At 75.3% G+C, this 25955-nt stretch carries 21 protein-coding genes; 11 read left to right on the top strand and 10 right to left on the bottom strand.

Annotated elements, in window-relative coordinates; translation table 11 throughout:
- Nucleotides 1–48 precede the first annotated feature (48 nt).
- The 3 genes from tilS to dacB all read right to left on the bottom strand — a co-directional run bounded on the left by tilS (nucleotide 49) and on the right by dacB (nucleotide 3684).
- Nucleotides 49–1041, bottom strand: coding sequence for a tRNA lysidine(34) synthetase TilS (gene tilS / locus ACGFIG_RS00595; protein ID WP_392997956.1), 993 nt, complete (start codon nucleotides 1039–1041; stop codon nucleotides 49–51).
- A gap of 10 nt (nucleotides 1042–1051) precedes the next feature.
- Nucleotides 1052–2122, bottom strand: coding sequence for a zinc-dependent metalloprotease (locus ACGFIG_RS00590; protein ID WP_392997955.1), 1071 nt, complete (start codon nucleotides 2120–2122; stop codon nucleotides 1052–1054).
- Nucleotides 2123–2253: 131 nt separating this feature from the next.
- Entirely contained in the window at nucleotides 2254–3684 is a 1431-nt protein-coding gene (dacB, locus tag ACGFIG_RS00585; protein WP_392999358.1) for a D-alanyl-D-alanine carboxypeptidase/D-alanyl-D-alanine-endopeptidase, read from the bottom strand.
- Nucleotides 3685–4317: 633 nt separating this feature from the next.
- Between dacB and ACGFIG_RS00580 the strand changes: the two genes are divergently transcribed.
- Complete coding sequence (locus ACGFIG_RS00580) at nucleotides 4318–4824, top strand: inorganic diphosphatase (protein ID WP_392997954.1); 507 nt, start codon at nucleotides 4318–4320, stop codon at nucleotides 4822–4824.
- Between the two features lie 34 nt (nucleotides 4825–4858).
- Here the strand turns inward: ACGFIG_RS00580 and eccD are convergent, their stop codons facing one another.
- Nucleotides 4859–6259: a type VII secretion integral membrane protein EccD gene (gene eccD / locus ACGFIG_RS00575; protein ID WP_392997953.1), complete on the bottom strand. Its 1401-nt coding sequence runs from the start codon at nucleotides 6257–6259 to the stop codon at nucleotides 4859–4861.
- A 101-nt stretch (nucleotides 6260–6360) separates the two neighbouring features.
- Here eccD and eccCa point away from each other — a divergent pair, with 101 nt between their 5' ends.
- The 3 genes from eccCa (at nucleotide 6361) to ACGFIG_RS00560 (ending at nucleotide 12620) form a co-directional block, all read left to right on the top strand.
- Nucleotides 6361–10323: a type VII secretion protein EccCa gene (gene eccCa, locus ACGFIG_RS00570; RefSeq protein ID WP_392997952.1), complete on the top strand. Its 3963-nt coding sequence runs from the start codon at nucleotides 6361–6363 to the stop codon at nucleotides 10321–10323.
- Nucleotides 10324–10397: 74 nt separating this feature from the next.
- Complete coding sequence (mycP, locus tag ACGFIG_RS00565) at nucleotides 10398–11804, top strand: type VII secretion-associated serine protease mycosin (RefSeq protein WP_392997951.1); 1407 nt, start codon at nucleotides 10398–10400, stop codon at nucleotides 11802–11804.
- A 48-nt stretch (nucleotides 11805–11852) separates the two neighbouring features.
- The gene (locus ACGFIG_RS00560; protein WP_392997950.1) at nucleotides 11853–12620 is read left to right on the top strand and encodes a phosphatase PAP2 family protein; all 768 of its coding nucleotides are present in this window, start codon (nucleotides 11853–11855) and stop codon (nucleotides 12618–12620) included.
- Between the two features lie 3 nt (nucleotides 12621–12623).
- On the opposite strand, the gene ACGFIG_RS00555 is transcribed toward ACGFIG_RS00560, so the two are convergent.
- The 6 genes from ACGFIG_RS00555 to ACGFIG_RS00530 all read right to left on the bottom strand — a co-directional run bounded on the left by ACGFIG_RS00555 (nucleotide 12624) and on the right by ACGFIG_RS00530 (nucleotide 18082).
- Nucleotides 12624–13802 carry a MarP family serine protease gene (locus tag ACGFIG_RS00555; RefSeq protein ID WP_392997949.1) on the bottom strand — a complete coding sequence of 393 codons (1179 nt, stop codon included), beginning with the start codon at nucleotides 13800–13802 and terminating at the stop codon, nucleotides 12624–12626.
- Nucleotides 13803–13865: 63 nt separating this feature from the next.
- The gene (locus ACGFIG_RS00550; protein ID WP_392997948.1) at nucleotides 13866–14558 is read right to left on the bottom strand and encodes an NUDIX hydrolase; all 693 of its coding nucleotides are present in this window, start codon (nucleotides 14556–14558) and stop codon (nucleotides 13866–13868) included.
- A gap of 127 nt (nucleotides 14559–14685) precedes the next feature.
- Nucleotides 14686–15303 (bottom strand): TlpA family protein disulfide reductase, encoded by a 618-nt coding sequence (locus ACGFIG_RS00545; protein ID WP_392997947.1) that lies wholly within the window; start codon nucleotides 15301–15303, stop codon nucleotides 14686–14688.
- Between the two features lie 55 nt (nucleotides 15304–15358).
- Nucleotides 15359–16147, bottom strand: coding sequence for an endonuclease III (gene nth / locus ACGFIG_RS00540; protein WP_392997946.1), 789 nt, complete (start codon nucleotides 16145–16147; stop codon nucleotides 15359–15361).
- Between the two features lie 61 nt (nucleotides 16148–16208).
- Nucleotides 16209–17363: a CapA family protein gene (locus tag ACGFIG_RS00535; RefSeq protein WP_392997945.1), complete on the bottom strand. Its 1155-nt coding sequence runs from the start codon at nucleotides 17361–17363 to the stop codon at nucleotides 16209–16211.
- A gap of 56 nt (nucleotides 17364–17419) precedes the next feature.
- Nucleotides 17420–18082 (bottom strand): adenosylcobinamide amidohydrolase, encoded by a 663-nt coding sequence (locus ACGFIG_RS00530; protein WP_392997944.1) that lies wholly within the window; start codon nucleotides 18080–18082, stop codon nucleotides 17420–17422.
- A gap of 215 nt (nucleotides 18083–18297) precedes the next feature.
- On the opposite strand from ACGFIG_RS00530, the gene ACGFIG_RS00525 reads away from it, so the two are divergent.
- From ACGFIG_RS00525 to ACGFIG_RS00495, 7 genes are all read left to right on the top strand, one after another.
- Nucleotides 18298–18975 (top strand): Crp/Fnr family transcriptional regulator, encoded by a 678-nt coding sequence (locus ACGFIG_RS00525; protein WP_088981720.1) that lies wholly within the window; start codon nucleotides 18298–18300, stop codon nucleotides 18973–18975.
- Between the two features lie 140 nt (nucleotides 18976–19115).
- The gene (locus ACGFIG_RS00520; RefSeq protein WP_392997943.1) at nucleotides 19116–19859 is read left to right on the top strand and encodes a metallophosphoesterase family protein; all 744 of its coding nucleotides are present in this window, start codon (nucleotides 19116–19118) and stop codon (nucleotides 19857–19859) included.
- Nucleotides 19860–19976: 117 nt separating this feature from the next.
- Nucleotides 19977–20579: a TetR/AcrR family transcriptional regulator gene (locus ACGFIG_RS00515; protein ID WP_392997942.1), complete on the top strand. Its 603-nt coding sequence runs from the start codon at nucleotides 19977–19979 to the stop codon at nucleotides 20577–20579.
- Nucleotides 20580–20619: 40 nt separating this feature from the next.
- Entirely contained in the window at nucleotides 20620–21432 is an 813-nt protein-coding gene (locus ACGFIG_RS00510) for a TIGR03084 family metal-binding protein (RefSeq protein ID WP_392997941.1), read from the top strand.
- Entirely contained in the window at nucleotides 21429–23192 is a 1764-nt protein-coding gene (locus ACGFIG_RS00505; RefSeq protein WP_392997940.1) for an acyclic terpene utilization AtuA family protein, read from the top strand. The genes ACGFIG_RS00510 and ACGFIG_RS00505 overlap by 4 nt, the downstream gene beginning before the upstream one ends.
- Nucleotides 23189–24328 carry an acyl-CoA dehydrogenase family protein gene (locus tag ACGFIG_RS00500; RefSeq protein WP_392997939.1) on the top strand — a complete coding sequence of 380 codons (1140 nt, stop codon included), beginning with the start codon at nucleotides 23189–23191 and terminating at the stop codon, nucleotides 24326–24328. Before ACGFIG_RS00505 ends, ACGFIG_RS00500 begins: the two co-directional genes overlap by 4 nt.
- Nucleotides 24325–25926, top strand: a complete 1602-nt coding sequence (locus ACGFIG_RS00495; protein ID WP_392997938.1) for an acyl-CoA carboxylase subunit beta — start codon at nucleotides 24325–24327, stop codon at nucleotides 25924–25926. The genes ACGFIG_RS00500 and ACGFIG_RS00495 overlap by 4 nt, the downstream gene beginning before the upstream one ends.
- Nucleotides 25927–25955 lie beyond the last annotated feature (29 nt).

The following is a 25955-nucleotide window of genomic DNA, read 5'->3' as shown; positions in this document are numbered from 1 at the left end:
GAATCCCGCGGCCCCGGAACCGGCCCCCGGGGCCACGGCGCCAGCGGATCAGCGGGACCCGGCGACGGTGAGCCGGCCGTCGTGGCGGAGCACCCGCAGCCCGCCCGGCAGGTGCGCCGGCCCCTGCCCCCGCCAGCCCGTGACCAGCGCCTCCAGGGCCGCCACGTGCCGGTGCGACAGGGCGGCGGGCGGGGCGCCCAGCTCGCGGGCCCAGGCGTGCAGCACCCGGCCGCGTACCGCTGGCGCAAGCTCGGCCAGCGCCCGCACCGCGAGCCCGCCGTCGGGGTGCCGGACGCCGGCCAGCGCGGCGTCGGCCAACTCGTCGAGGACGGCGTTGTCCGCCGCCACGAGCCGGGCCGTACGGGCCAGGTTGTCCAGCACCCCCGGCCCGAGCGCGCGGACCAGGGCGGGCAGCAGGTCGGCCCGGACCCGGGCCCGGGCGTACGACGGGTCGGCGTTGTGTGGGTCCTCCCAGGGGCTCAGCCCGAGCACCGCGCACGCCGTACGGGTCTGTTCCCGGCTGACCTCCAGCAGCGGGCGCAGCAGCGGCACCCCGTCGAGGTCCCGCCGGGCGGGCATCCCGGCCAGGCCGCGCGGGCCCGCGCCCCGGGCGAGCGCGAGCAGCACCGTCTCCGCCTGGTCGTCGCGGGTGTGCCCGGTGAGCAGGGCCACCGCCCCGAGCCGGTCGGCCACCTCGGCGAGCGCCCCGTAACGGGCCTCGCGGGCCGCCGCCTCCGGCCCGCCCGGTCGGCCGGCCACCTCGACCCGCACCGACTCGACCGGCGCCAGGCCGACCTCGCGGGCCCACGTCACCACCGCCGCGGCCCGCCGCGCCGAGCCCTCCTGGAGGTCGTGGTCGACCGTCACCAGGCCGGCGGCGCGGCCCATCCGGGGCGCCACGAACGCGGTGGCGGCGGCCAGCGCGAGCGAGTCCGCGCCGCCCGAGCAGGCGACCAGCACCGGGCCGCCGGGCGGCAGGTCGGCGAGCGCGCGGCGGACCGCGACGCGGATCGCGGCCACCGGCGGGGCGAGCGCGGCCACCGGCGTACGGTCAGCCGACGGTCGGGGCCGGGCCGACCGGCCCGTGCACCCGCGCCACCCAGGCGTCCGGGTCGCCGAGCTCCTCCAGCCGGGGCAGGGTGAGCGGCGAGCCGAAGATCTTGTTGAAGCCCTCCATGCCGACCCGGTCCACGACGCCGTGCACGAACTTGCGGCCCTCGGCGTACTGGCGCATCTTGACCTCGATGCCGAGCAGCCGGCGGATGGCCTTCTCCAGCGGGTTGCCGGCCTCCCGGCGCCGGTTGAACGCCGCCCGGATCCGCTCGACGCTCGGAACGACCTGCGGGCCCACGCCGTCCATGACGAACTCGGCGTGCCCCTCCAGCAGGGTCATCAGCGCGGTCAGCCGGTCCAGCACGGCCCGCTGCGCCGGGGTCTGCACGATGTCCAGCACGCTGGTGCGGCTCTCCGGGTCCTTGATCGCGTCGGAGAGCGTGGCCACGCCCCGGCGCAGCCGCTCCAGCAGGTGCTCGCCGCCGCTGGACGACGCGTCCACGAAGGCCTGCACCTCGCTGAGGAAGTACGCCCGCATCCACGGCACGGCGGTGAACTGGGTGCGGTGGGTCACCTCGTGCAGGCAGACCCAGAGCCGGAAGTCCCGCGGGTCGGCCCCCAGCTTGCGTTCCACCTCGACGATGTTCGGCGCGACCAGCAGCAGCTGCCCCGGGTCGGCGGAGAAGACCTCGTACTGGCCGAGGACGCGGCCGGAGAGGTACGCCAGCACGGTGCCGGCCTGCACTCCGGTGACCCGGGAGCCGATCGCCTCGGTGAGCGCGCCCGGCTGCTTGTCCTTCGTGAGCCGGCCGACCAGCGGGGTGATCACCTCGCGGAGCCCGGCGATGTTGGTCGCCGCCCAGTCCCGCCGGTCCACCACCCGTACGGGCGGGTGGGACACCTGCGAGCGCAGGCCCGTGTAGTCCGCGACGTGCCCCGCCGCCTCGTCGGTCAACCGCCGCAGCTCAGCGACCACGTCGGTGGCCTCGGTGTACGACACCCGGGGGCCCGACTTACTCAGCGCCCCCGCGGTCGCGGCGGCCAGATCCCAGTCCACGAACTGCGCCATGCACCCCACCGTACCCGCGCCGCGACACCCCGGCCCGGGCTCGCGCCGGCGATCGACGCCGGTGCCCACGCCTGCCGGCGCCCGGCCCTCACGTGCCCGGCGACCGGCACGGCGGCCCGTCCGGGGGCCGGTCAGCGGCAGCCGCAGCCGGCCAGGGCGGCACCGATCCGGTCCAGTGCGCCCCGGGCCGCCGTCAGCCCGTCGGGGGGCACCGCGTCGGTGAGCACCGCGAAGGTGAGCAGCCGTCCGTCGGCCGTACTGACCAGGCCGGCGATGGCGTGCACCTTGGTCAGGGTCCCGGTCTTGGCCCGGACCACCCCGGCACCGGCCTTCGTCGCCGCCGTCTCGTACCGGTCGGCGAGGGTGCCGGACCAGTCGGCGACGGGCAGGCCGCCGAAGATCGCGGCCAGTTCGGGGCGGCTGCCGGCGCCGGCGAGCGCGATCAGGTCGGTGAGCAGCGAAGGGCTGATCCGGTTGCTGCGCGACAGGCCGCTGCCGTCGGCGAGGGTGAGTTCGTCCGCCGGCAGGCCCAGCTCCCCCGCCACCGCGTCCATCGCCGCGCCGGCGCCGACGAACGAGGCGGGCTCGTTGCGGGCCAGTGCGACCTGCCGGGCCAACGCCTCGGCGATGATGTTGTCGCTGTCGCTGATCATGATGTCGACCAGCCGGACCATCGGCAGCGACTCCACCCTGCCCAGCTCCGCGCCGGGCCCCGGGGCGCCGGTGGCGGAGGACGTGGTCGCCGCGGGGGCGGTGCCCCGGGCGACGGCACCGGCCGGCAGGCCGAGCAGCCGGGCGAACGCCCGACCGGCCGCGAGGTCGGGCTGGGCCACCCGCTCGGCCCAGTGGTTGCCGGCCGCCGCGTCCTTCTTCGCGCGGGTCACGTCGCTGCGGGCCCCGTCGGTCATCAGCGCCGTGATCGCGCCGCCGTAGCCGCCGGTGGGGATGTCGTCGTCCCAGCCCGGCTCGAAGAGCGGACCGGAGTAGAGCGACGAGTCGACCGTCACCTTCGTCGGCTTCGTGCCGGCGAGGGCGTCGCGCACCTGGCCGGCGAGGTCGTCCAGGCGGGCCGCGCCGGGGTAGAAGCCGTTCTTGTCGACCGCCAGCGTGGGGTCGCCGCCGCCGACGATCACCACCTCGCCCGGTGCCGCACCGGCCACCACCCGGGTCGGGATGCGGTACGCCGGACCCCGCGCGGCGAGCACCGTCACGCCGGTGACCAGCTTGGTCACCGAGGCCGGCACCGTGCCGTCGTCCTCACCCCGGCCGAAGAGCGGCTGGCCGGTGGTCACGTCGGCCACCGACACGTGCACCCGGTCGCCGAGGGCGGGCACGTCCACCAGCGGGGCGAGCGCGGCGCGTACACCCTCGGGGGTGGGCATCGGGGCGTTCGCGTCCGCGCCGGCCAGCACCGCCACGGGCGCCGGTTCCGCGGCCGGCGCGGCGGTGTCCCGGCCGGCGGACCCGTCGCCCAGCCAGTCCGCCACCGGTCCGGGGCGGACCACGGCGATCCCGACGACGGCCAGCACCAGCACGAGCACCGCCGCCAGCACGAGGGGCAGGGCCCGGCGACGCCGGGGCGCCGGCGCGGGCGACGCGGGCGGCTCCGGGGCACCTGGGCCCGGTGGCCCGCCAGCGGGCCGGGTCGCGGCGGCGGCCCAGAGATCCGTCGACCCCGGCGGAGCTTCCTGGCCCGACGGGCCGGTCGCGCCGACCTGGCCAACGGGACCGCTCAGGACGCCGGGACCACCCGGAACGCCAGGACCGTTCACGACGCCGGGACCGCTCAAGCCGCCCGGGCCGGCCGGACCGCCGGGGCCGCCCGGGGTGCCGGGACCGGCCGCACCACCGGGGCCGGCCGGGGCGCCGTTGGCCGGGGGCGGACCGGGTGTCAGGTCGGCGGCGCCGGGGGACGCGGCCGGGCGGGGAAGATGGGCGTCGGGCACCGGGAACCGGCCGGTCGCGCCGCCGGAAGCAGATCGCCCGGTACCCCGTCCAGCATCGGTGTCCGGACGGTAGTGTGAATCTTCCCTCCCCACGGCCCCCTCCTCGCCCCGCGAAAATCTGCTTGGGTGACACTACTTCGGTCCGAACACTATGCGGCGGCCGGAGCCTGCGGGTGGGCATTCACCCGTGCGGGGGCGGCGTGCCGCTGGTTTCCGTTGGCCAGCGTGGGCAAACGAGGGAGCGTGCAGATGGATTTCGACGTGACGGTTGAGATCCCCAAGGGTCACCGCAACAAGTACGAGGTCGACCACGTGACCGGCCGGATCCGGCTGGACCGTACCCTCTTCACCTCCACGCAGTACCCGGCCGACTACGGCTTCATCGAGGGCACACTGGGCGAGGACGGCGACCCGCTGGACGCGCTCGTGCTGGTCCCCGAGCCCACCTTCCCCGGCTGCCTGATCCGGTGCCGCACCATCGGCATGTTCCGCATGACCGACGAGAAGGGCGGCGACGACAAGGTCCTCTGCGTGCCCTACGAGGACCCGCGCCAGGAGCACCTGCGCGACATCCACCACCTCGGCGAGTTCGACCGGCTGGAGATCCAGCACTTCTTCGAGGTCTACAAGGACCTGGAGCCCGGCAAGTCCGTCGAGGGCGCCACGTGGGTGGGGCGCATCGAGGCCGAAGCGGAGATCGCGGCGTCGTACCGGCGCGCCAAGGAGGCCGAGGCGCGCGGCGAGTCCACGCACTGACCCGGCACCGACCACCGACGGGCCCGGGGGCCGCTCAGCCGAGCAGCCCCCGGGCCCGTTCGTACAGGTCGAGCACCGCGCAGGCGACGGGCACCACCGACACCACCAGGGCCGTGTCGGTCAGGTCCGCGATCCGGCCGACGTACGGGGAGACCGGCCGGCGGGCGTACGTGGTGCCGGCGGCCACCGCCACGAGGGCCAGCGCCAGCCCGCCCACGACCAGCGCGAGCCGGCCGGCCGGACCGGACCGCTCGACGAGCACGGCGCCCAGCACGGCGTACCCGGCGAGGCCGGCGGCGACGGTGGGCACCCGGTGGCGCAGAGCAACGAAGAGCCGGGAGCGCAGCAGCAGGACGGCTGCGGCGACCGCCACCAGCAGCCGGCCGGCCGTGCCGCCCGAGAGGCTCAACACCACCGCGGCGGCGACCGCGAGCACGGCGTGCCCGAGCAGCATCCCGGTGAGCATCTCCTCGGTGCGGGCCACCGCCGCGTAGACCCGGTCCCGGTCGGGCAGGTCGCGGGCCCGGTCGGCGCCGCCCGGCTCGCTGCTGGGCAGGGTGATCGGGGGCAGCGGCACCTTGCCGAGCCGGATGGCCAGCAGCGGTACCGCCCCCACGGCGAAGACCAGCACGCAGAGCAGCACCGCCGCCGTACCGGCCGGGCTGAGCAGCAGTGCGCCGAGCGCGGCGAGCGCGCCCGCGAGCCCCGCGGTGGCACCCGCCACGAAGACCCGCAGCCGGGTGGCGACGCCGACCAGCCCGAGCACCGACACCAGCAGCAGCGCCACGGAGCCGGCCAGCAGTTCGGGCGCGCCGACCCAGCGCAGCCCCGGGACCGGCCCGACCGGGTCGCCGGAGGCGACCGCGAGGGCGCCCGCCACCGCGGCGTAGGGCAGGGCGTAGCCGCCCAGGGTCGCGCCGGTTGACCCGTCGGCGTGGGCGCGGGACGCCACCACCCCGGCGAGGGTGAGCAGCAGCGCCACCACGGCGGCGGCCGGCCAGGCCGCCTCGTGCGCCGGGCCGCCGGCCGCCACGGCGAGCAGCCCGACGGCCAGCGGCACGGCGGCCCCGGCCAGGGCGGCGGCCCGGGTGGCGGCCGGTGACCACGCCCCGCCGCGCCGCCGGGCCCCGTCGGCGATCGCCTCGACCACGTCGTCGTACTCCAGCTCGGGCCACTGCGCGCGGGCCGGCACCAGGTGCAGCACCTCGCCGTCGCGTACGCCCTGTGGCAGCAGCGCCTGGGCGGTGGCCAGGACCGCCCCGTCGGTACGCCGCAGCACCCAGCCGCCGTGCCGCTCGCCGTCGTCGGCCAGCCCCTCGCCGGCGTGCCGCAGCACCTCGGGCAGCAGCTCGGCCAGGGGCACCTGCTCGGGCAGGGCGACGTCCACCCGCCGCTGGGGGGCGTTGATGGTGACCCGGGCCAGCCCGATACTCATCGACTGATCTCCATGTTTGGCGGGGTTGGTGGCTGCGCGGACGACAGGACTTTACCTACCATGAGCCAGGCTCGGGTTACCGAGCGCTGTCAGGAGGTCGAGTGTCCACTGTCGTCATCAAGCGACCACCTCGCCGCCCGGCGCCGGAGATCCCGGTGGGTGAGCTGCCGGTGGACGCGCCGCCGGAGATCCCCGCCGTCGCCGGCGGGCGCTGGCAGCAGCTGCTCATGGTGCTGCCGATGCTGGGCGGCACGGTGGCGATGGCGATGATGTTCGGCCGCGGCGGCGGCGCCTACTCGTACGTGGTCGGCGGGATGTTCGGGCTTTCCTCGCTGGCGATGCTGGTGACGTCGTGGGGCAGCGCCTCCGGCACCCCGAAGAAGTCGGAGATGATGGCCGCCCGGCGCGACTACCTGCGGCACCTGACCGTGCTGCGGCGCCGGGTGCGGCAGACCGCCGGGCAGCAGCGCGCCGGGCTCTACTACCGGCATCCGGATCCCGGCCGGCTCTGGTCGACCGTCGACAGCCACCGGGTCTGGGAACGCCGCCCCACCGACCCCGACTTCGCGGTGGTCCGGGTCGCCGTCGGCCCGCAGACCCTCGCCACCCCGCTGGTCCCTCCGGTCACCCGCCCGCTGGAGGAGCTGGAGCCGATGACCGCCGGCGCGCTGCGCCGCTTCCTGGACGCGTACTGCGTGGTGCCCGACCTGCCGGTGGCGCTCTCCCTGCGCAGCTTCGCCCGGGTCTTCGTCCGCGACGTCGGGCCGGCCGGCGACGGGCCCGCCGCCCAGGCGCTGGCCCGGGCGATGCTCGCCCAGCTCGCGGTCTTCCACGCCCCCGACGAGCTGCTCGTCGCCGTCTGCGCCGGGCCGGAACGGCGGGCCGCCTGGGAGTGGGTCAAGTGGTTGCCGCACGCCCACCACCCCACCCGCACGGACGCGCTCGGCCCGGTCCGGCTGGTCACCAGCGCGGGGACGGAGCTGGAAGGGCTGCTGGACGAGGTGCTGGCGAGCCGGTCCCGGTTCAGCCCGGCCGGCCCGGCCACCGACGGCCCGCACGTGGTGGTGGTGCTCGACGGGGGCGACCTGACCGGGGCCACCGACCTGACCGGCGACGGGGGCATCGACGCCGTCACGATCATCGACCTGGACACCCCGCCGCCGCGCCTGCTGGACCGCTTCGCGCTGCTGCTGGAGCTGCGCGGCGGCCGGCTGCACTCCCACTCGGCGGAGGGACACGCCGAGGTCGGTACGGCGGACCGGCTGGACCTCGTCGACGCGGAGGCCGTCGCCCGGCGGCTGGCCCCGCTGCGGCTGGCCACCACGGCACGTGGCCCGGACGCCCCGCCGGGCGCCGAGCTGGGCCTGCCCGAGCTGCTCGGCCTCGGCGACCCGGAGAGCTTCACCGCCGAGCAGGGGTGGGCGCCCCGGTCCGCCCGGGAACGGCTGCGGGTGCCGATCGGGGTGGGCACCGACGGCGGCGCCATCGAGCTGGACCTGAAGGAGTCGGCGCAGGACGGGATGGGGCCGCACGGCCTGCTGATCGGGGCGACCGGCTCCGGCAAGTCCGAACTGCTGCGCACGCTGGTGCTCGGGCTGGCCGCCACGCACAGCTCGGAGCAGCTCAACTTCGTACTGATCGACTTCAAGGGCGGCGCGACCTTCGCCTCCTTCGACCGGCTGCCGCACACCGCCGCGGTGATCACCAACCTGGCCGACGCGCTGCCGCTGGTCGACCGGATGGTCGACGCCATCAACGGCGAGCTGGTCCGCCGCCAGGAACTGCTGCGCCGGGCCGGCAACTTCGCGAGCCTGCGCGACTACGAGCGGGCCCGCGCCGCCGGCACCCCGCTCGCCCCGCTGCCGTCGCTGCTGCTGATCTGCGACGAGTTCTCCGAGCTGCTCTCGGCCAAGCCCGACTTCATCGACCTGTTCGTGCAGATCGGCCGGCTGGGCCGGTCGCTCGGCGTGCACCTGCTGCTGGCGAGTCAGCGGCTGGAGGAGGGGCGGCTGCGCGGGCTCGACACCCACCTGTCGTACCGGATCGGGCTGCGGACCTTCTCGGCGTTGGAGTCCCGCACGGTGCTCGGGGTGCCGGACGCGCACGAGCTGCCCCGCTCCCCCGGCCACGGCTACCTGCGCTTCGGCACCGAGCCGCTGGTGCGCTTCAAGGCCGCGTACGTCTCGGGGGCGCTGCGCCGGCGCGGCGCGACGCCGGGCGCGGGCGGCACGGGGGCCCCGCGACTGCTCGCCTTCTCCACCCACCTGGTGCCCAGGCCGGAGCCGGTCGGGCCGCCCGCCCTGCCCGCCACCGCCGACGAGGGCGGCACGGAGAGCCTGCTGGAGCTGATGGTCGACCGGCTGGCCGGGCAGGGGCCGCCCGCCCACCAGGTCTGGCTCCCGCCGCTCGGCCCGGCGCCGGCGCTGGACGAGCTGCTCGGGCCGGTCGGCGCCGACCCGGCGCGCGGCCTCACCTTCGGCAATCCCGAGCTGCACGGCGCGCTCCAGGTGCCGGTCGCGGTGGTCGACAAGCCCTTCGAGCAGCGCCGCGACCTGCTCTGGCTGGCGCTGGACGGCGCCGCCGGGCACGTGGCGGTGGTCGGCGGTCCGCAGAGCGGCAAGTCGACCGCGCTGCGCACGCTGATCTGCGCCCTGGCGCTCACCCACACCCCGGCCGAGGTACAGGTCTACTGCCTCGACTTCGGCGGCGGCGGGCTGGCCGCGCTGCGGGACCTGCCGCACGTCGGCGGGGTCACCGGCCGCGCCGACCCGACGGCCGTGCGGCGTACGGTCGGCGAGATCGCGACCCTGCTGGTCGACCGGGAGCGGCACTTCGCCGAGCTGGGCGTGGAGTCGATGGCCGCCTGGCGGCAGCGCCGGGCCGCGCTGGCGGGCACCGGCCAGCCCGGCACCGACCCGTTCGGCGACGTGTTCCTGGTGGTGGACGGCTGGGCCACCCTGCGCGGCGAGTACGACGACCTCGAACCGCTCGTCACCGACCTGGCCACCCGGGGACTGTCGTACGGGGTGCACGTGGTGGCGACGGCGGTGCGCTGGCTGGACTTCCGGCCGGCGATCCGGGACCTCTTCGGTTCCCGGCTGGAGCTGCGCCTCGGCGACCCGGCCGACTCGTTGGTGGCCCGCCGGGCGGCGACGAACGTGCCGGAGAAGACCCCCGGCCGGGGCGTCACGGCGGAGAGCCTGCACTTCCTCACCGCCCTGCCGCAGCTGGCCGCCTCCACGGGGGACACCGCGGACCTGGTCAAGCGGGCCGCCGAGGGCTGGACCGGGCCGGTCGCGCCTCCGGTGCGGCTGCTGCCGCCGGTGCTCCCGTACGCCGAGTTGGACCTGACCGCGACCACCGGCCTGCGCGTCCCGGTGGGGATCGCCGAGGCGGACCTGCGTCCGGTCGTGCTGGACTTCGCCACCGAGCCGCACTTCGTGGTCTTCGGCGACGCCGAGTGCGGCAAGTCGTCGTTCCTGCGCGCGCTGGCCACCTCGATCATGGCCCGGTTCACCCCGGAGCAGGCCCGGGTCATCCTGGTCGACTACCGCCGCAGCCTGGTGGACCTCACCGAGTCGGCGTCGCCGCACCTGATCGGGTACGGCTCCGCGGCGGCGCACACCACCGACCTGATCGAGTCCGCCGCCGGTTACATGGCGGGACGGGTGCCGGGGCCCGACGTCACGCCCGCGCAGCTGCGGCAGCGGTCGTGGTGGTCCGGGCCGGAGCTGTTCGTGCTGGTCGACGACTACGACCTGGTCGCCAGCGGGCCGGCCAACCCGCTGCGTGCCTTGGAGGAGCACCTGCCGCACGCCCGCGACGTCGGGCTGTACCTGGTGCTCGCCCGCCGCTCGGGCGGTGCCGGCCGGGCCCAGTACGAGCCGCTCGTGCAGCGCCTGCGTGAACTGTCCACCTCGGGCCTGGTGATGGCGGGCAGTCCGGAGGAGGGGGCGCTGGTCGGCCCGGTCCGGCCCGGCCCGCTGCCCCCGGGACGCGGCCGGCTGGTCACCCGGCGCGAGGGCGTACGCCTGGTCCAGCTGGCCCATCTGCCCCCGCCGTGACCGGTGTCCCCAGAACGCCCCGCAGGACCTCCGGGAACCGGTAATCTCCGATCGTCATGTTTGCGTCGCGATGAATGCCTGAGGATGTGACGACCGTGCGGCACAGTTGTCCGCCAGCGGCTCGGCGGATCGCCGGACGTACGTTGCTCGGTGTGGCCGTCGCCGCGGTATCGGTCGCGGTCCCGGTCACGGCCGCCGACGCCGCCCCTCGGCAGCCCACCGCCCGACCCGTCCTCCAGCAGCCGGCCGCCGTCGGGGTGGCGCTCGCGGCGCCCGACGGCAGGAAGCGTCCCGACCAGGTCCGCGACGACCAGTGGCAGCTCGACCTGTTGCAGGCGAGGACGGCGTGGCGCAGCTCGACCGGTAAGGGGGTCACCGTCGCGGTGATCGACTCCGGTGTGGACGCCGACCACCCCGACCTGGCCGGCCAGGTGCTGCCCGGCCTCGACCTCGTCGCGCCCGACGGGGCTGCCGGCGACCCCGATCCGGTCGGCCACGGCACCACCGTGGCCGGGCTGATCGCCGGCCGCAACGACGACGAGCGGGGGGCCGTCGGCCTGGCGCCGGACGCCCGGATCCTTCCGGTACGCGTCCTCGACGCCGAGAACCGCTACGACGACGCGCTGATCGTCGCCAAGGGGGTGCGCTGGGCCGTCGACAACGGCGCCCGCGTGATCAACCTGTCCCTCGGCGGCAGCGGCGACAGCCCCGCCCTGGCGGCGGCGCTCGACTACGCCTTCGTCCGGGACGTCGTCGTGGTCGCCTGCACCGGCAACCTGGGCACCTCGTCCAACGCGAAGGTCTGGTACCCGGCCCGGGAGCCGGGCGTCATCGCGGTCGCCGGGTCGGAACGCGACAGCGACAACCTCTGGTCCGGTTCGATCACCGGACGGGCCACCGTGCTCACCGCCCCCGCCACCGGCCTGGTCGGGGCCCGGCCGGGCGGCTACTGGCGGGTGCAGGGCACCAGCTTCGCAGCTCCGCTGGTCGCCGCCACGGCCGCGCTGGTACGGGCCCGCTACCCGCAGATGTCCGCCGGCGACGTGGTCAACCGGCTGCTCACCACCGCCCGCGACATCGGCCCGACGGGCCGGGACGACCGCTTCGGGTACGGCATGGTCGACCCGGTCGCCGCGCTGAACGCCGAGGTGAGCCCGGTGGGCCGCAACCCGCTGGACGACGACTCCTCGCCGGGCGTGGTCGGGTTCGGTCCCGCGCCGGCGGCGGCGCAGCCCGACATCGCGGGGGTCAACGGCGACCCGCTCGGCTTCACCGTGCCGCGCCAGGAGTCCCGGTGGGCGGCGCAGCCGGCGGGTGCACACCAGGACACCACGCCGGAGCAGCTCTGGACGGGGGCCGCGTTCTTCGTCGCCCTGCTGACCGGGGCGGCGCTGACGGTGCGCCGGTTCCGCCAGTGGACCCCGCTGGGCTCGCCACGACGGCCGGCCGGGACGTGGCGGCGGCCGCCACCGTCACGCTGAGCCGGAAGCGGGTCTGAGCGGGTCGCGTCCCGGGTACGACGAGTTGTCATGAGCCCACCCGGCCCGCGTACCCTCGCCGCCCCGCCGCGCTCCTCATGGCGCGGCCGTCGGCTGCACCCGGATGGCCCCCGGGGCCTGCGGCTGACCCTCGCGGCGGCCGCCGTGTTCCTGGTGGCGGTGCCGTTCACGCTGCTGGCGGTCCTGGTCCTGGGAGCCTGGCCCCCGCTGCGCCGACTCGACACGGCGGTCACCGACGCGCTGGCCGGGCACGCCGCCGACCACCCGGCCTGGGTGAGCCTGATGACCCTCTGGACCGAGGTGTTCGCCCCGATGCCGCTGCGCGCGGGTGCCCTGGTCCTGGTGCTCTGGCTGCTCCGCCGCGGGGCCCGGCAGCTGGCGGTCTGGGTGGCCGTCACCATGACGGTCGGCGGCCTGCTCGGCCCGCTACTCAAGCTGCTCTTCGGCCGGTCCCGGCCGGAACTGCCCGATCCGGTGGCCGAGGCGCCCGGCCTGGCCTTCCCGTCCGGGCACGCGCTCAACGCCGCCCTCGCCGCCGGGGTGCTGCTGGTGGTGTTCCTCCCGCACGCCCGCCCGGCCCCGCGCCGGGTGGTGTGGACGGCCGCCCTGCTGCTCGCCCTGGTCACCGGGTTCAGCCGGGTGGCCCTCGGCGTGCACTGGACCAGCGACGTGCTGGCCGGCTGGCTGCTCGGCGCGGCCGTGGTGGCCGCGACCGCCGCCGTCCTCACCGTCTGGCGGGCCACCCCGCCCGGCCGGCCGGCACCGCCGAAGGGCCCGGGACCGGCGCAGGGAAGCTGACGGTCAGGTGCAGTCGCCGGTGCCGACGGCGCGGGTGCGCTCGGCGCCGGCGAGGGCGACCGGGCGGGCCTCGGCCGCGGTCACCGCGAAGCCGGTGTTCGGGTCGTCGGCCGCCGCCGCGAAGATGACGCCGAGTACCAGCCCGTTCGAGGAGACCAGCGGGCCGCCGGAGTTGCCGCTCTGCACGAGCGCCCGGATGGTGTAGACCTCCCGGGTCACGTTGCCCGAGGAGTAGATGTCCGGCCCGGTGATCCGGTCGACGTCCCGGATCCGCGCCGACTGCGCGTTGTACGGCCCGTCGAGCGGGAAGCCCAGCACGATCGCGTCCGCGCCGCTGCCCGCGTTGCCGGCGGCGAACCGCATCGACGGGCCGGGCAGCCCGGGCACGTGCAGCACGGCCAGGTCCCGGTCGGGGTCGTAGACGACCACCTTGCTGTCGTACCGGTCGCCGTTCAGCTCGACGACGGTGGAGCGGGTGCCGGCGACGACGTGCGCGTTGGTCATCACGCGGTCGTCGGCGTAGACGAAGCCGGAGCCCTCGATGCGGCGGGAGCAGCTCGGGGCGGAGCCGAGCACCTTGACCACCGAGCGCTGGCTGTTGACGACCACCTGGGAGCCGGCGAGCGCCGGGTCGGGCGGGGACACCTGCCGGGCCCGGGTGGGTGCCAGGTCGCCGAAGACGTCGGGGAAACCGTTGGTGTCCACGGTGTCCCGCAGCGCCGTCGAGAGCTGCTGCGCCTGGTCGGGCAGGACCCGGTCGACCACCGTGAGCAGCGCGCTGTTGCGTACCGAGGAGGCCAGCCAGGGTACGGACGACGAGCCGAGCGGCACCGCGACCAGCCAGGCGACGAGCAGCACGGCGAAGAGCGAGACGAACGCCCCGCCGACGTCGTCGATCCGCCTGCCGACGTCGCTGGTGATCGTCTTGCGCAGGTGGGAACCGAGCCAGCCGGTGATCGCCTGGCCGACCACCGCCAGCCCGAAGATCGCCACCAGCGAGATCAGGACCCTCGTGCCGCTGTCCACGAACTGCTGGGCCAGTAGCGGCCCCAGTTGGAGGCCCACGAGCGCGCCCAGGAAGAAGCCGGAGAACGACAGCACCCCGATGACGAAGCCCTGGCGGTATCCGCTGATCGCGAACACGAGCATGAGCAGCAGCAGTACGAGATCCACGGCGGACACGCGTCAAGCGTACGGGCACCGGGCCCGCGAGATGACCATCGCTTGCGGAAGGTGACCGTCCGGTCAACGCACCGGGGTCTCGTCGACCGCGTCGGTGCCGGCCGAGGGCGCCGGGGCGGCCCCGCTCGGCGGCAGCTCCACGACACGGTCGCGCGGCCACGGGCGCGCCCAGCCGCCCATCTCCAGCAGGGTGGCCAGCACCCCGCCGGTGAAGCCCCAGACCAGCATCCCGCGCGCCGAGAAGGCCGGACCGACCCAGCCGCTCGGGTGGCGGACCTGCATCCGGTTCGCCGGGTCGACCAGCTCGGTGACCGGCAGCCGGGTCACGTGCGCCACCTCGGCCGGTTCCCGGGAGTGCACCGGGTGCGGGGCGTGCCACCAGGCCAGCACGGGGGTGACCACGAAGTCGCTGACCGGGATCCAGAGCTTCGGCAGCTCCGCCATGACGGTGACGCTGGCCGGGTCGAGGCCGACCTCCTCGTTCGCCTCGCGCAGGGCGGTCGCGCGGGCGTCGGCGTCCTCGGGGTCGGCCGCGCCGCCGGGGAAGGCGGGCTGGCCGGCGTGGTTGCGCAGGGTGGCGGCCCGCTGGAGGACCAGCACGTCGGGGCCCGTGCCGGGCTCCTCGCCGAGCAGCACCAGCACCGCGCTCTCCCGCCCCCCGCTCTCCGGGGTGACCAGCCGGGTGAAGTCCTCGCTGCGCGCGGTGCCGAGCCGGGTCAGCAGCGGGTCGAACCAGCCCGGGGGCTGCCGGCTCACGCCCGCACCCCCGCGCCCCACCGGCCGCGCACCCCGGCAGCCCCGTGCCCCGCCGCGTGGCTCATGCCGGCAGGCCCGTGCCCCGCCGCGCGGCTCACGCCGGCACGCCCGCCTCCCGCCGCGCGGCTCATGCCGGCACCGTCACGCCGAGGTGCTGGCGGACCAGCTCCGCCAGGCGCGCGTCGTCGAGGGCGCCGGTGGAGTCGATGTGCCGGACGTGGCCCTGAGCGTCGACGAGGACGGTCAGGGGGATGCCCTTGCGGTTCAGCTCCCGCTTGAGTCCTTCACCCTGGTCGATCAGCACGGGGAAGCGGACGCCGAAGTCCTCGCCCATGGACTGGGCAGCTTCGCGGCTGTCCCCGCTGTTGACGCCGACCACCCGGAACTGGCCGGCGGCCCGGTCGCTGAGCCGCTGGAAGGCGGGCAGCTCCTTGCGGCAGGGCGGGCACCAGGAGGCCCAGACGTTGATGACCGCCGGGCCGCGTACGTCCCGCAGGGCGACCGGGGCGCCACCGGTGAAGCACTCCAGGGTCAGCTCGGGCAGCGCCTCGCCCCCGGACGGGGACGCCGACGGGGCGGACGCGGGCGGGGTGTCGAGGGCGGCGCAGTCCTGGAACGGCGACGGCCGGTTGGCGGCGGCCTTCTGCCGGGCGGAGGGACCGGGCTCCTTCTCCTCGGCGCCGGCGGTGCACCCGGCGGCGGCCAGCAGCACGGGTACGAGCAGGGCGGCGAGCCGGCGGTTCATCGGTTCACCGTGTTCCGGGACCGCGGGGCTCGCGACAGCCGCCCGCTCCTCGCGCTCACGGTGCCTCCGCCACGACGGCCTGGACCGGCACCAGCTCCGGGTCGACCCCGGCCGCCACCGCCAGGTCCCGGGCCCGGGGGCCCTTGAGCAGCTTCGCGGCCGCCGCCGGCTCGGTCGGGCCGGTGCCGTACGACGGGCACAGCTTGACCAGCGTGCACGCGCCGCAGGCCGGCTTGCGGGCGTGGCACACCCGCCGGCCGTGGAAGATGATCCGGTGCGAGAGCATGGTCCAGTCGCGCCGGGGGAAGAGTGCCCCGATCGCGTGCTCGATCTTGACGGGGTCGGTCTCGGCGGTCAGCCGCCAGCGCTGCACCAGCCGCTGGAAGTGGGTGTCGACGGTGATCCCGGGGACGTCGAAGGCGTTGCCGAGGATGACGTTGGCGGTCTTGCGGCCGATGCCGGGGAGCGTCACCAGGTCGGCGAGCTTGCCGGGGACCCGGCCGTCGTACCGCTCCACGAGGGCCTGGCCGAGCTTGATCAGCGAGTCTGTCTTGTTGCGGTAGAAGCCGGTGGGCCGGATCAGCTCCTCCATCTCGGCCCGGTCCGCCCCCGCGTAGTCGGCGGCGGTCGGATAGCGGGCGAAGAGCTTCGGAGTGACCTCGTTGACCTTCTTGTCCGTGCACTGCGCGGAGAGGATCGTCGCGACGGCCAGCTCCAGCGGGTTGGAGTGGTCCAGTTCACAGTGCGCGTCGGGGTGGGTGTCGGTCAGCACCCGGCCGATCCGCCGGGCGCGACGGGTGCGCCCGAGGTCGGTCTCGGTGAAGCCGGAGGAACTCGTGGTCACGACGGCCAGCCTACGTCGCCCGACCGACGCCCGGCCGGGCCCACGCGCCGCACGCCCCCGGTCAGCCGCCCTGCGGCGCGCTGATCTTGCCCGAGTCGTCGAAGACGGCGCCGGTCTCCGGGAAGTCACTCTTGGTGAGCTGCTTCAGCAGGCCCAGCCCACGGTCGTCCTTGTCCATGGTCGGCTTGCCGATGGAGTTCATGTACGTCGAGGCGAACGAGCCGCCCTCCCAGCTCCCGTCCGGCTTCAGCGACACCTTCAGCACCCCGCCCCAGCCGAGCCGGCCGGCGTTGCTCAGCGAGTTGCCCCCGCCGGCGAAGTTGCCCAGGCTGTACGCGATGAGCCGGCCCTTGTAGAACTCCATGCCGCGCAGCACGTGCGGGCCGTGTCCGACGATCAGGTCAGCCCCGGCGTCGATCATGGCCTTGGAGAACTTCACCGGGTCGCCCCGGTTCTCCCCGAGGAACATCTCGGTGCCCGGCCGCACCCGCGTCTTCTCGGAGCCCTCGCCGCCCATGTGCACCTGCACGACGACGATGTCGGCCATGCCGGCCGCCTTGGCGATCACCTTCTTCGCCGCGGCGATGTCGGTGAGGCTGTTGGACCAGACGTACGACGAGAAGCCGGCGACCGCGACCTTGACCCCCTTGACGTCGACCACGGTGATCTGGTCGGGCGCCCCGGTGTGCGCGAGGTCGTACTTCTCCAGCGCCTTCTGGGTGTTCTCGTAGCCCTTCGGGCCGAAGTCGTAGCCGTGGTTGTTGGCCTGGTTGAGCAGGTCGAAGCCCGCGTCGCGCAGGTGTGCGGCGTACTCGGGCGGGGCCCGGAACTGGAAGCAGCGGGTCGAGTTCGGCCCGCACTTGCCGGTGCCGGTGTCGACGGTGAGCGGCTCCTCCAGGTTGCCCATCACCAGGTCGGCGGCGAGCGCCTTCTGCACCGAGTCGAAGAAGCCCTTCCCGCCGTTGGGGGGCAGCCGGTTCGGCGCGTTGCCCATGATGATGTCGCCGGTCGCCGAGAGCGAGATGGACTGCTCGGCGGGCTTCTCGGGCTGGCCCGAGCGGTCCGGGGCACCGGTGCCACCGCCACCCGCGCCGGGCTGCCAGACCGCGTCGGACCCGGAGTCGGGCCCCCCGCAGCCGGCGGCGAGCAGGACGGCGAGCAGCGCGCCGAGGCCGAGTGCGGCGCGACGGCGGGGAGGGGAGGCGGCAGCGTACATCGAGCGCGACCTTATCGGGTGTGGAACACCGAAACGAGGGCCGATCGGACGGTGTGTCAGCCCGCCGGTCGGTCCGACCACGGGACCACGGTGCCCGCCCCGCCGGCCGTCACGGCGGCGTGCACGGCCCTGGCCAGCGGCGCGCCCCAGGTCGAGCGCGGTCCGCCGTACGCCGATTCGGGGCCGTCGACCGGGCAGAGCACGGTGACCGCGTCCGTCGGGGTGCCGGTGCCCGGCACGCCCAGTTCCGCGATCGCCTGCGCCTTCGCCTCGGTGGCCGTGGCGACCGCGTTGACCAGGGCGGCGTCGCCGAGCCGGGCCGGGACGTACGCCACGATGTTGACCGTGCCGACCCGCTGGGCCAGCACCGCCGGGGCGGGCTCCGCCGCCCAGACGGGGGTGCCCAGGCCGACCGTCGCCCAGACCCGCACGCCGGTGTCCGTCCGGGCCACGACCTCGGCGACGTCCACCCCGGTCAGCAGGCCCACCCCGGGCCCGTCGAGGTGGAGCCGGTCGGCCAGTTCGGCCAGGTGGTCGGCGGGGTCGTCCCGGTCGTACGACATGTGCACGGTCGCGTTGACGACCCAGTGCCGTACGCCGATCCCGCCGCCCAGCGGTGCGGAGCTGACCGCGCGCAGCGGACGCTCGGCGCGCCAGACGAGCAGTGGTACGTCCCGACCGTCCTCCTGGCGGGCGGTCAGCGCGGGTTCAGTCAGCACGGGGTGACCCTACGGCCCGGTGTCTCAGGCCGGCTCGGCGCCCGCGCGGCGGGTGATCCTACTGCTTGATCAGGTCCGGCAGGCTACGCCCAACGATCAAGTTTCCAGGGGTGCACCTCTGATTGCTGCTCACATGCGCCTAGACTGGCGACGCGCGAGGGATCAGCGGACGGCGGACCCGGCCGACGGACGGCACGCGCAGGCGGAGGTGCGCGATGGACGAGGTACTGGCCCGCAGCGGAATCTTCCAGGGCGTCGACCCGGAGGCTGCCGAGGCGCTCGCCAAGGAGATGGAGACGCTCGAGGTACGCAAGGGCGAAGTCGTCTTCAACGAGGGCGAGCCCGGCGACAGTCTCTACATCCTGCTGTCCGGCAAGATCAAGGTGGGCCGGCGGGCTGCCGACGGCCGGCAGAACCTGATCGCGGTGATGGGCCCGTCGGACATGGTGGGCGAGCTGTCGCTCTTCGACCCGGGCCCCCGCACGGCGACCGCCACCGCGGTCACCGACACCCGGCTGGTACGGCTGCGCAAGCAGGCCCTGCGCCCGTGGCTGAACAACCGGCCGGAGATCGCCGAACAGCTGCTCCGCGTGCTCGCCCGCCGGCTGCGGCGGACGAACGACTCGCTGGCCGACCTGATCTTCACCGACGTGCCCGGCCGCGTCGCCAAGAACCTGCTCCAGATGGCCGGCCGCTTCGGCACCCGCGACGGCGGAGTGCTGCGGGTGACCCACGACCTCACCCAGGAGGAGATCGCCCAGCTCGTCGGCGCCTCCCGGGAGACCGTCAACAAGGCGCTGGCCGACTTCGCGTCGCGGGGCTGGCTGCGCCTGGACGGCAAGAGCATCATCATCCTCGACCCGGAGCGCCTGGCCCGCCGCGCCCGCGTCTGACCTCCCGGCCGTGGCCCGTCCACGGCCGCCGGAACGCACCCGGCCCGGACCGCCTCGTCGGTCCGGGCCGGTTCCGTCTCTCCGTCTGCCGGGCGCAGAATTCCTGGACCTGGGGCCCGCCCCTCCCGCAGTCTGGGGCGATGCTGGACCGGGTGGCCGTACTCTCCGACATCCACGGGGCGCTGCCGGCGTTGGAGGCCGTACTGGCCGAGCCGGATGTCGCCGCCGCCGACCTGATCGTGCTCACCGGCGACATCGCGGCTGGCCCGCAGCCCGTGGAGGTGCTCGACCTGCTCACCGGCCTGGGCGACCGGGCCTGCTGGGTACGGGGCAACGCGGACCGCGAGCTGGTGGAGGCGCGGGCCGGCAGCCCTTCGCCGGTGGACGTCTCCAACTGGGCGGCGGAGCAGCTCCGCGACGACCAGGTGGCCCGGCTGGCCGCGCTGCCGCTGACGGTCACCCTGGAGGTCACCGGCCTCGGCCCGGTGCTGTTCTGCCACGCCACCCCCCGCGACGACGAGGAGGTCGTGCTCGTCGACTCCCGGCTGGAACGCTGGGCGGAGGTGCTCGCCGACGTCCCGGCCGAGGTGGGCACGGTGGTCTGCGGGCACACCCACATGCCGTTCACCCGGCTCGCCGACCGGCGGCTGATCGTCAACCCGGGCAGTGTCGGGATGCCCTACGGCGGTCCCGGCGCCTACTGGGCGCTCCTCGGGCCCGGGGTGCACCTGCGGCGTACCCCCTTCGACGTGGACGCCGCCTGCGCCCGGGTGGCCGCCGGGTCGGGCTTTCCCGACGCCGCCGCGTGGGCGGACGAATACCTGCGCTCCCGGCACAGCGACGCCACCGCCCTCGCGGTGTTCGCCCCGCGCGACGGCCGCTGAGCGCGACGGCGCCGAGCACAGGCGGCCCGGCAGCCCGTCGATCGGCCAGGGGCGCGAGTCGGCCACCCAGAAAAAGTCAGTCTTGACTGTTTGTTTTCGGAGCGGCAGGCTGTCCCCGTGCCCGCATCGACCCGCGTCCCTCAGCAGGAACGCAGCCGCGCCACCCAGGCCCGGCTGCTGGAGGCGACCGTCGAGTGCCTGGTGGAGCACGGCTGGTCCGGCACCACCACCACCGTCGTCGCGGCCCGGGCCGGCGTCTCGCGCGGCGCCCAGCTGCACCACTACCCCACCAAGGCCGCGCTGGTCACGGCCGCCGTCGCCCACCTCGCCGACCGGCGGGCCGAGGAGCTGCGCACCGAGGCCGAGGCGCTGCCGCCCGGCCCGCAGCGGCTCGACCGGGTGATCGACCTGCTCGGTGCGGCCTTCACCGGCCCGCTCTTCGTGGCCGCCCTCGAACTCTGGGTCGCCGCCCGCACCGACCGGGAGCTGCGCGAGGCCCTGGTGCCGCTGGAGGCCCGGGTCGGCCGCGAGATGCACCGGCTCACCGTCGCGCTGCTCGACGTGGACGAGCGCCGCCCGGGCGTACGCGAGGCGGTGCAGGCGACCCTCGACCTGCTCCGCGGGCTCGGCGTGGCCAACCTGCTCAACGACGACTCGTCCCGCCGGGCCGCCCTGCTGCACACCTGGAAGCGCCAGCTCGCCACCCTGCTCACCCCCTGACCGCCCGCCCTGACCGGCCCGCCCAGCCCCCGGAGGCACCATGGTCGACCTCAAGGACCTGCTCGCGGATCTGGCCGACGAATCCGAGCAGCTCGACGACCTGGTGACCGGCCGACCGCCGGCCGACTGGGCACGCGCCACCCCGTCGCCGGGCTGGAGCGTCGGACACCAGATCGCCCACCTCGCCTGGACCGACCACGTGGCGCTGCTCGCCGCCACCGATCCCGAGGCGTTCCTCGCCGCCGTCCTCGCCGCCCCCGACCCCGCCCGGCTCGTCGACTCCGGCGCGGAGGAGTTCCTCGCCCCACCGGACGAGCTGCTTCCCCGCTGGCGGGCCGGCCGCGCGGCACTCGCCGACGCGCTGGCCAGCGTGCCGGCGGGCGGAAAGCTGCCCTGGTTCGGCACCCGCATGTCGGCCGCCTCCATGGCCACTGCCCGGATCATGGAGACCTGGGCCCACGGCACGGACGTGGCCGACGCGCTCGACGCGACCCGCCCCGGCACCGCCCGGCTGCGGCACGTCGCGCACCTCGGCGTCCGTACCCTCGGGCACAGCTTCGCCGCCCACGGCCGGCCGGTGCCGACGGCGCCGGTGCGCGTCGAGCTGACGGCGCCACACGGCGACACCTGGACGTACGGCCCGGCCGACGCCGCCGACCGGGTCACCGGCCCGGCGCTCGACTTCTGCCTGCTGGTCACCCAGCGCAGGCACCGCGCCGACCTGGCACTCTCGGCTACCGGCCCCGTCGCCGACGCGTGGCTGGACGTGGCGCAGGCCTTCGCCGGCCCACCGAGTCCCGGCCGCCCGCCGGCGGCCCCCGGAAGCGACACGGTGGGCGGGGTGACGGCGTGAGCGGCGTGTTGCGCGTGGGCAACGCCTCCGGCTTCTACGGCGACCGGTTCACGGCGTGGCGGGAGATGCTCGACGGCGGCGAACTGGACGTGCTGACCGGGGACTACCTGGCCGAGCTCACCATGCTGATCCTCGGCCGGGACCGGCTGCGCGACCCCTCCCTCGGCTACGCGAAGACCTTCCTCCGCCAGTTGGAGGGTTGCCTCGGCACCGCGCGAGACCAGGGCGTACGGATCGTGACCAACGCCGGCGGACTGAACCCGGCCGGCCTGGCCGCCGCCATCGGGTCGCTCGCCGACCGGCTCGGCCTGACCGTACGCGTCGGGTACGTCGAGGGCGACGCCCTCGCCCGACCCGACGCGCTGACGGCGAACGCCTACCTGGGGGCGTACGGCATCGCGGCCTGCCTGGCCGGCGGGGCGGACGTCGTGGTCACCGGCCGGGTGACCGACGCGTCCCTGGTGGTCGGGCCGGCGATCGCCCGCTTCGGCTGGGGGCGCGACGACCTGGACGCGCTGGCCGGGGCGACCGTCGCCGGGCACCTCGTCGAGTGCGGGGCGCAGGTGACCGGTGGCAACTTCAGCTTCTTCAGCGAGCTGCCCGACGGGGGGCGGCGTCCCGGCTTCCCGGTCGCCGAGCTGCACTCCGACGGCTCCTGCGTGATCACCAAGCATCCCGGCACCGGCGGCGCGGTCACCGTGGAGACGGTCACCGCCCAGCTGCTCTACGAGGTCGGCGGCCCGGCCTACCTCGGCCCGGACGTGGTGACCCGGCTGGACACGGTCGAGCTGGCCGCCGACGGGCCGGACCGCGTACGGGTGAGCGGCGTCCGGGGCACTCCGCCGCCGGGCACCCTGAAGGTGGGCGTCAACAACCTCGGCGGCTTCCGCAACTCGATGACCTTCGTCCTGTGCGGGCTCGACATCCCCGCCAAGGCGGCCCTGGTCCGCAGCCAGATCGAGGCGGCCGTCGGTACTGAGGGGCTGGAGTTCACGCTGGCCCGTACCGACCACGCGGACGCGGTCGACACGGAGGCGGCGAGCGCGCTGCTGCACGTACACCTGCGCGACGGCGACAAGGCGCGGGCCGGGCGGGCGTTCTCGGCCGCCGCGGTGGAGCTGGCGCTGGCCTCCTACCCCGGCTGCACCCTGACGACGCTGCCCGGCGACGCGACGCCCTACGGGGTGTTCACCGCCGACGCCGTGCCGCAGGAAGCGGTGCCGCACGTCGCGGTGCTCCCCTCCGGCGAGCGGGTGCCGATCCCGCCGCCGCCCCGCACCGCCGAGCCGGCGGACGAACCGGCGCCCGCCGTCGACCCGTCCGACGGAACGGCGTCCGACGAGCCGGCGCCCGCAGGAACGGCCCCGCCGGCCGACCGGCCCACCCGGCGCGCGCCGCTCGGCGAGCTGGTCGGGGCGCGCTCCGGCGACAAGGGCGGCGACGCCAACCTGGGCGTCTGGGCCCGCACCGACGCGACCTGGTCGTGGCTGCGCGGCTGGCTGACCACCGCCCGGCTGGGCGAGCTGCTGCCGGAGACCGCGCCGCTGACCGTCGAGCGGTACGAGCTGCCGAACCTGCGGGCCGTCAACTTCGTCGTCCGGGGCCTGCTCGGGCAGGGGGTGGCCGCCTCGACCCGGTTCGATCCGCAGGCCAAGGCGCTCGGCGAGCTGCTCCGCTCGCGGCTCGTCGACCTGCCGGCGGAACTCACTGCCGGCCCGGGCTCCCCGGCCGGCGGCGCCACGCCCGGGGAGGAGCGATGACCATCGTGGACACGCCGGAACGCCGGCAGCTGCGGGAGCTGACCCGGGCCTTCGTCACCCGCGAGGTGCTGCCGCACCTGAGTGACTGGGAGCGGGCCGGGGAACTCCCCCGGGAGCTGCACGCCACCGCCGCCAAGCTCGGCCTGCTCGGCATCGGCTTCCCGGAGGCGGTCGGCGGCAGCGGCGGGGACCTGCTCGACTCGATCATCGTCACCGAGGAGATCATCCGCTCGGGCGGCTCGTCCGGGCTGATCGCCGCGCTCTTCACCCACGGCATCGCGCTGCCGCACATCGTCGCCTCCGGCGACGGGGAGCTGATCGACAGGTACGTCCGGCCGACGCTGGCCGGCACGATGATCGGCGCGCTGGCGATCACCGAGCCCGACGGCGGGTCCGATGTGGCGAGCCTGCGCACCCACGCGCGGCGCGACGGCGACCACTACGTGGTCAACGGGTCGAAGACCTACATCACCAGCGGCGTACGGGCCGACTTCGTGACCACCGCCGTCTGCACCCTGCCGCCGGGCACCGGCGCGCTGACCCTGCTGGTGATCGACAAGGACACGCCCGGCTTCACCGTCGGGCGCAGGCTGGAGAAGCTCGGCTGGCACTGCTCGGACACCGCCGAGCTCTCCTTCGTCGACGTACGGGTGCCGGTGGCGAACCGGGTCGGCGCGGAGGACACGGCCTTCCTGGCGATCATGCAGAACTTCGCCGCGGAACGGCTCTCGCTGGCCACCCAGGCGTACGCGACCGCGCAGCGCTGCGTGGAGCTGACGGTGCGCTGGTGCCGGGACCGATCCACCTTCGGCCGCCCCCTGGCGAGCCGGCAACTGATCCGGCACCGGCTGGCCGAGATGCACACCCGCACCGAGGCGGCCCGCGCGTACGTGCACGAGGTGGCGGCGCGGGTCGCGGCGGGCGAACCGGTGGTGACCGAGGTGGCGATGGCCAAGAACGTCGCGGTGGCCGCCTGCGCCGAGGTGGTCGACCAGGCGCTCCAACTGCACGGCGGCTTCGGCTACCTGCGCGACGCCGAGGTGGAGCGGCACTACCGCGACGCCCGGATCCTCGGCATCGGCGGCGGCACCACGGAGATCATGAACGAGATCATCGCGAAGGGCATGGGCCTGTGACCATTCTGCGCAGCGCGGTCGACGCGTCCTCGCCGGGGCACCGCGCCAACCGGGAGGCGCTGCTGGAGCGCCTCGCCGAGCTGGAGGCGGCCCTCGACCAGGCCCGCGCCGGCGGCGGCGAGAAGTACGTGACCCGGCACCACAAGCGGGGCAAGCTCCTGCCCCGGGAACGGATCGAGCTGCTGGTCGACCCGGACAGCCCGTTCCTGGAGCTGTCGCCGGTGGCGGCGTACGGCACCGACTTCCCGGTCGGCGCCAGCGTGGTGACCGGCATCGGCGTCGTCGAGGGCGTCGAGTGCCTGATCGTCGCCAACGATCCGACGGTACGCGGCGGCGCGGTGAACCCGTGGTCGCTGGCGAAGACCCGCCGGGCGGGCGAGATCGCCCTGGCCAACCGGCTGCCGATGGTGAACCTGGTCGAGTCGGCCGGCGCGGACCTGCCCACCCAGGCGGAGATCTTCATCCCGGGCGGGCGGGTGTTCCGCGACCTGACCCGGCTCTCGGCCGCGAAGATCCCCACGGTCAGCGTGGTCTTCGGCAACGCCACCGCCGGGGGCGCGTACGTGCCGGGGATGTCCGACCACGTGATCATGATCCGGGACCGGTCGCAGGTCTACCTGGCCGGGCCGCCGCTGGTGAAGATGGCCACCGGCGAGGTCACCGACGACGAGTCCCTCGGCGGGGCGGCCATGCACGCGGGCACGTCCGGCCTGGCCGACTTCCTCGCGGAGGACGAGCCCGACGGCATCCGGCTGGCCCGGCAGTGCGTACGCCGGCTGAACTGGCGCAAGCAGGGCCCGGCGCCGCGCAACCCGTTCCCGGCCCCGCCGAAGTACGACCCCGAGGAGCTGCTCGGCATCGCCAGCGCCGACCTGAAGGTGCCGTTCGACCCGCGCGAGGTGCTGGCCCGGGTGCTCGACGGCAGCGAGTTCGACGAGTTCAAGCCGGCCTACGGCACCGCCCTGGTAACCGGCTGGGGCGAGCTGCACGGCTATCCCGTCGGGGTGCTGGCCAACGCGCGGGGCGTGCTGTTCAGCGAGGAGGCGCAGAAGGCGGCGCAGTTCATCCAGCTCGCCAACGCCGCCGACACCCCGCTGCTCTTCTTCCAGAACACCACCGGCTACATGGTCGGCACCGAGTACGAGCAGCGCGGCATCATCAAGCACGGCGCGCTCATGATCAACGCGGTGTCGAACTCGACCGTGCCGCACCTGACGGTCAACCTGGGCGCCTCCTACGGCGCCGGCAACTACGGCATGTGCGGGCGGGCGTACGACCCGAGGTTCCTGTTCACCTGGCCGAACGCCAAATCGGCGGTGATGGGGCCGGCGCAGCTCGCGGGCGTGCTGTCCATCGTGGCCCGGCAGGCCGCCGCCGCCCGGGGGCGCGACTACGACGAGGACTCCGACGCCGCGATGCGGATGATGGTCGAGCAGCAGATCGAGTCGCAGTCCGGCGCGCTCTTCCTCTCCGGCCGGCTCTACGACGACGGGGTGATCGACCCGCGCGACACCCGTACCGTCCTCGGGCTCTGCCTGTCGGCGATCCACAACGGACCGGTCAGGGGCGCCGACGGCTTCGGCGTCTTCCGAATGTGAGCGCGAGGAACGCAGCGAAGCGGAGTCCC

The organism is Micromonospora sp. NPDC049048 (assembly GCF_043197615.1).
GTDB lineage: Bacteria > Actinomycetota > Actinomycetes > Mycobacteriales > Micromonosporaceae > Micromonospora.
Note: the sequence above shows the minus strand (reverse complement) of the source record. Positions and strands in the feature narration are given on the sequence as shown.

What these genes read in the sequence shown, in the direction of transcription:
- ACGFIG_RS00560 (WP_392997950.1), top strand. Translation starts at nt 11,853, where the DNA reads ATGAGCCCACCCGGCCCGCGTACCCTCGCCGCCCCGCCGCGCTCCTCA.
- eccD (WP_392997953.1), bottom strand. Translation starts at nt 6,259, where the DNA reads ATGAGTATCGGGCTGGCCCGGGTCACCATCAACGCCCCCCAGCGGCGG.
- ACGFIG_RS00590 (WP_392997955.1), bottom strand. Translation starts at nt 2,122, where the DNA reads ATGGCGCAGTTCGTGGACTGGGATCTGGCCGCCGCGACCGCGGGGGCG.
- ACGFIG_RS00525 (WP_088981720.1), top strand. Translation starts at nt 18,298, where the DNA reads ATGGACGAGGTACTGGCCCGCAGCGGAATCTTCCAGGGCGTCGACCCG.
- mycP (WP_392997951.1), top strand. Translation starts at nt 10,398, where the DNA reads ATGCCTGAGGATGTGACGACCGTGCGGCACAGTTGTCCGCCAGCGGCT.
- ACGFIG_RS00520 (WP_392997943.1), top strand. Translation starts at nt 19,116, where the DNA reads ATGCTGGACCGGGTGGCCGTACTCTCCGACATCCACGGGGCGCTGCCG.
- ACGFIG_RS00545 (WP_392997947.1), bottom strand. Translation starts at nt 15,303, where the DNA reads ATGAACCGCCGGCTCGCCGCCCTGCTCGTACCCGTGCTGCTGGCCGCC.
- ACGFIG_RS00535 (WP_392997945.1), bottom strand. Translation starts at nt 17,363, where the DNA reads ATGTACGCTGCCGCCTCCCCTCCCCGCCGTCGCGCCGCACTCGGCCTC.
- ACGFIG_RS00510 (WP_392997941.1), top strand. Translation starts at nt 20,620, where the DNA reads ATGGTCGACCTCAAGGACCTGCTCGCGGATCTGGCCGACGAATCCGAG.
- ACGFIG_RS00500 (WP_392997939.1), top strand. Translation starts at nt 23,189, where the DNA reads ATGACCATCGTGGACACGCCGGAACGCCGGCAGCTGCGGGAGCTGACC.
- ACGFIG_RS00580 (WP_392997954.1), top strand. Translation starts at nt 4,318, where the DNA reads ATGGATTTCGACGTGACGGTTGAGATCCCCAAGGGTCACCGCAACAAG.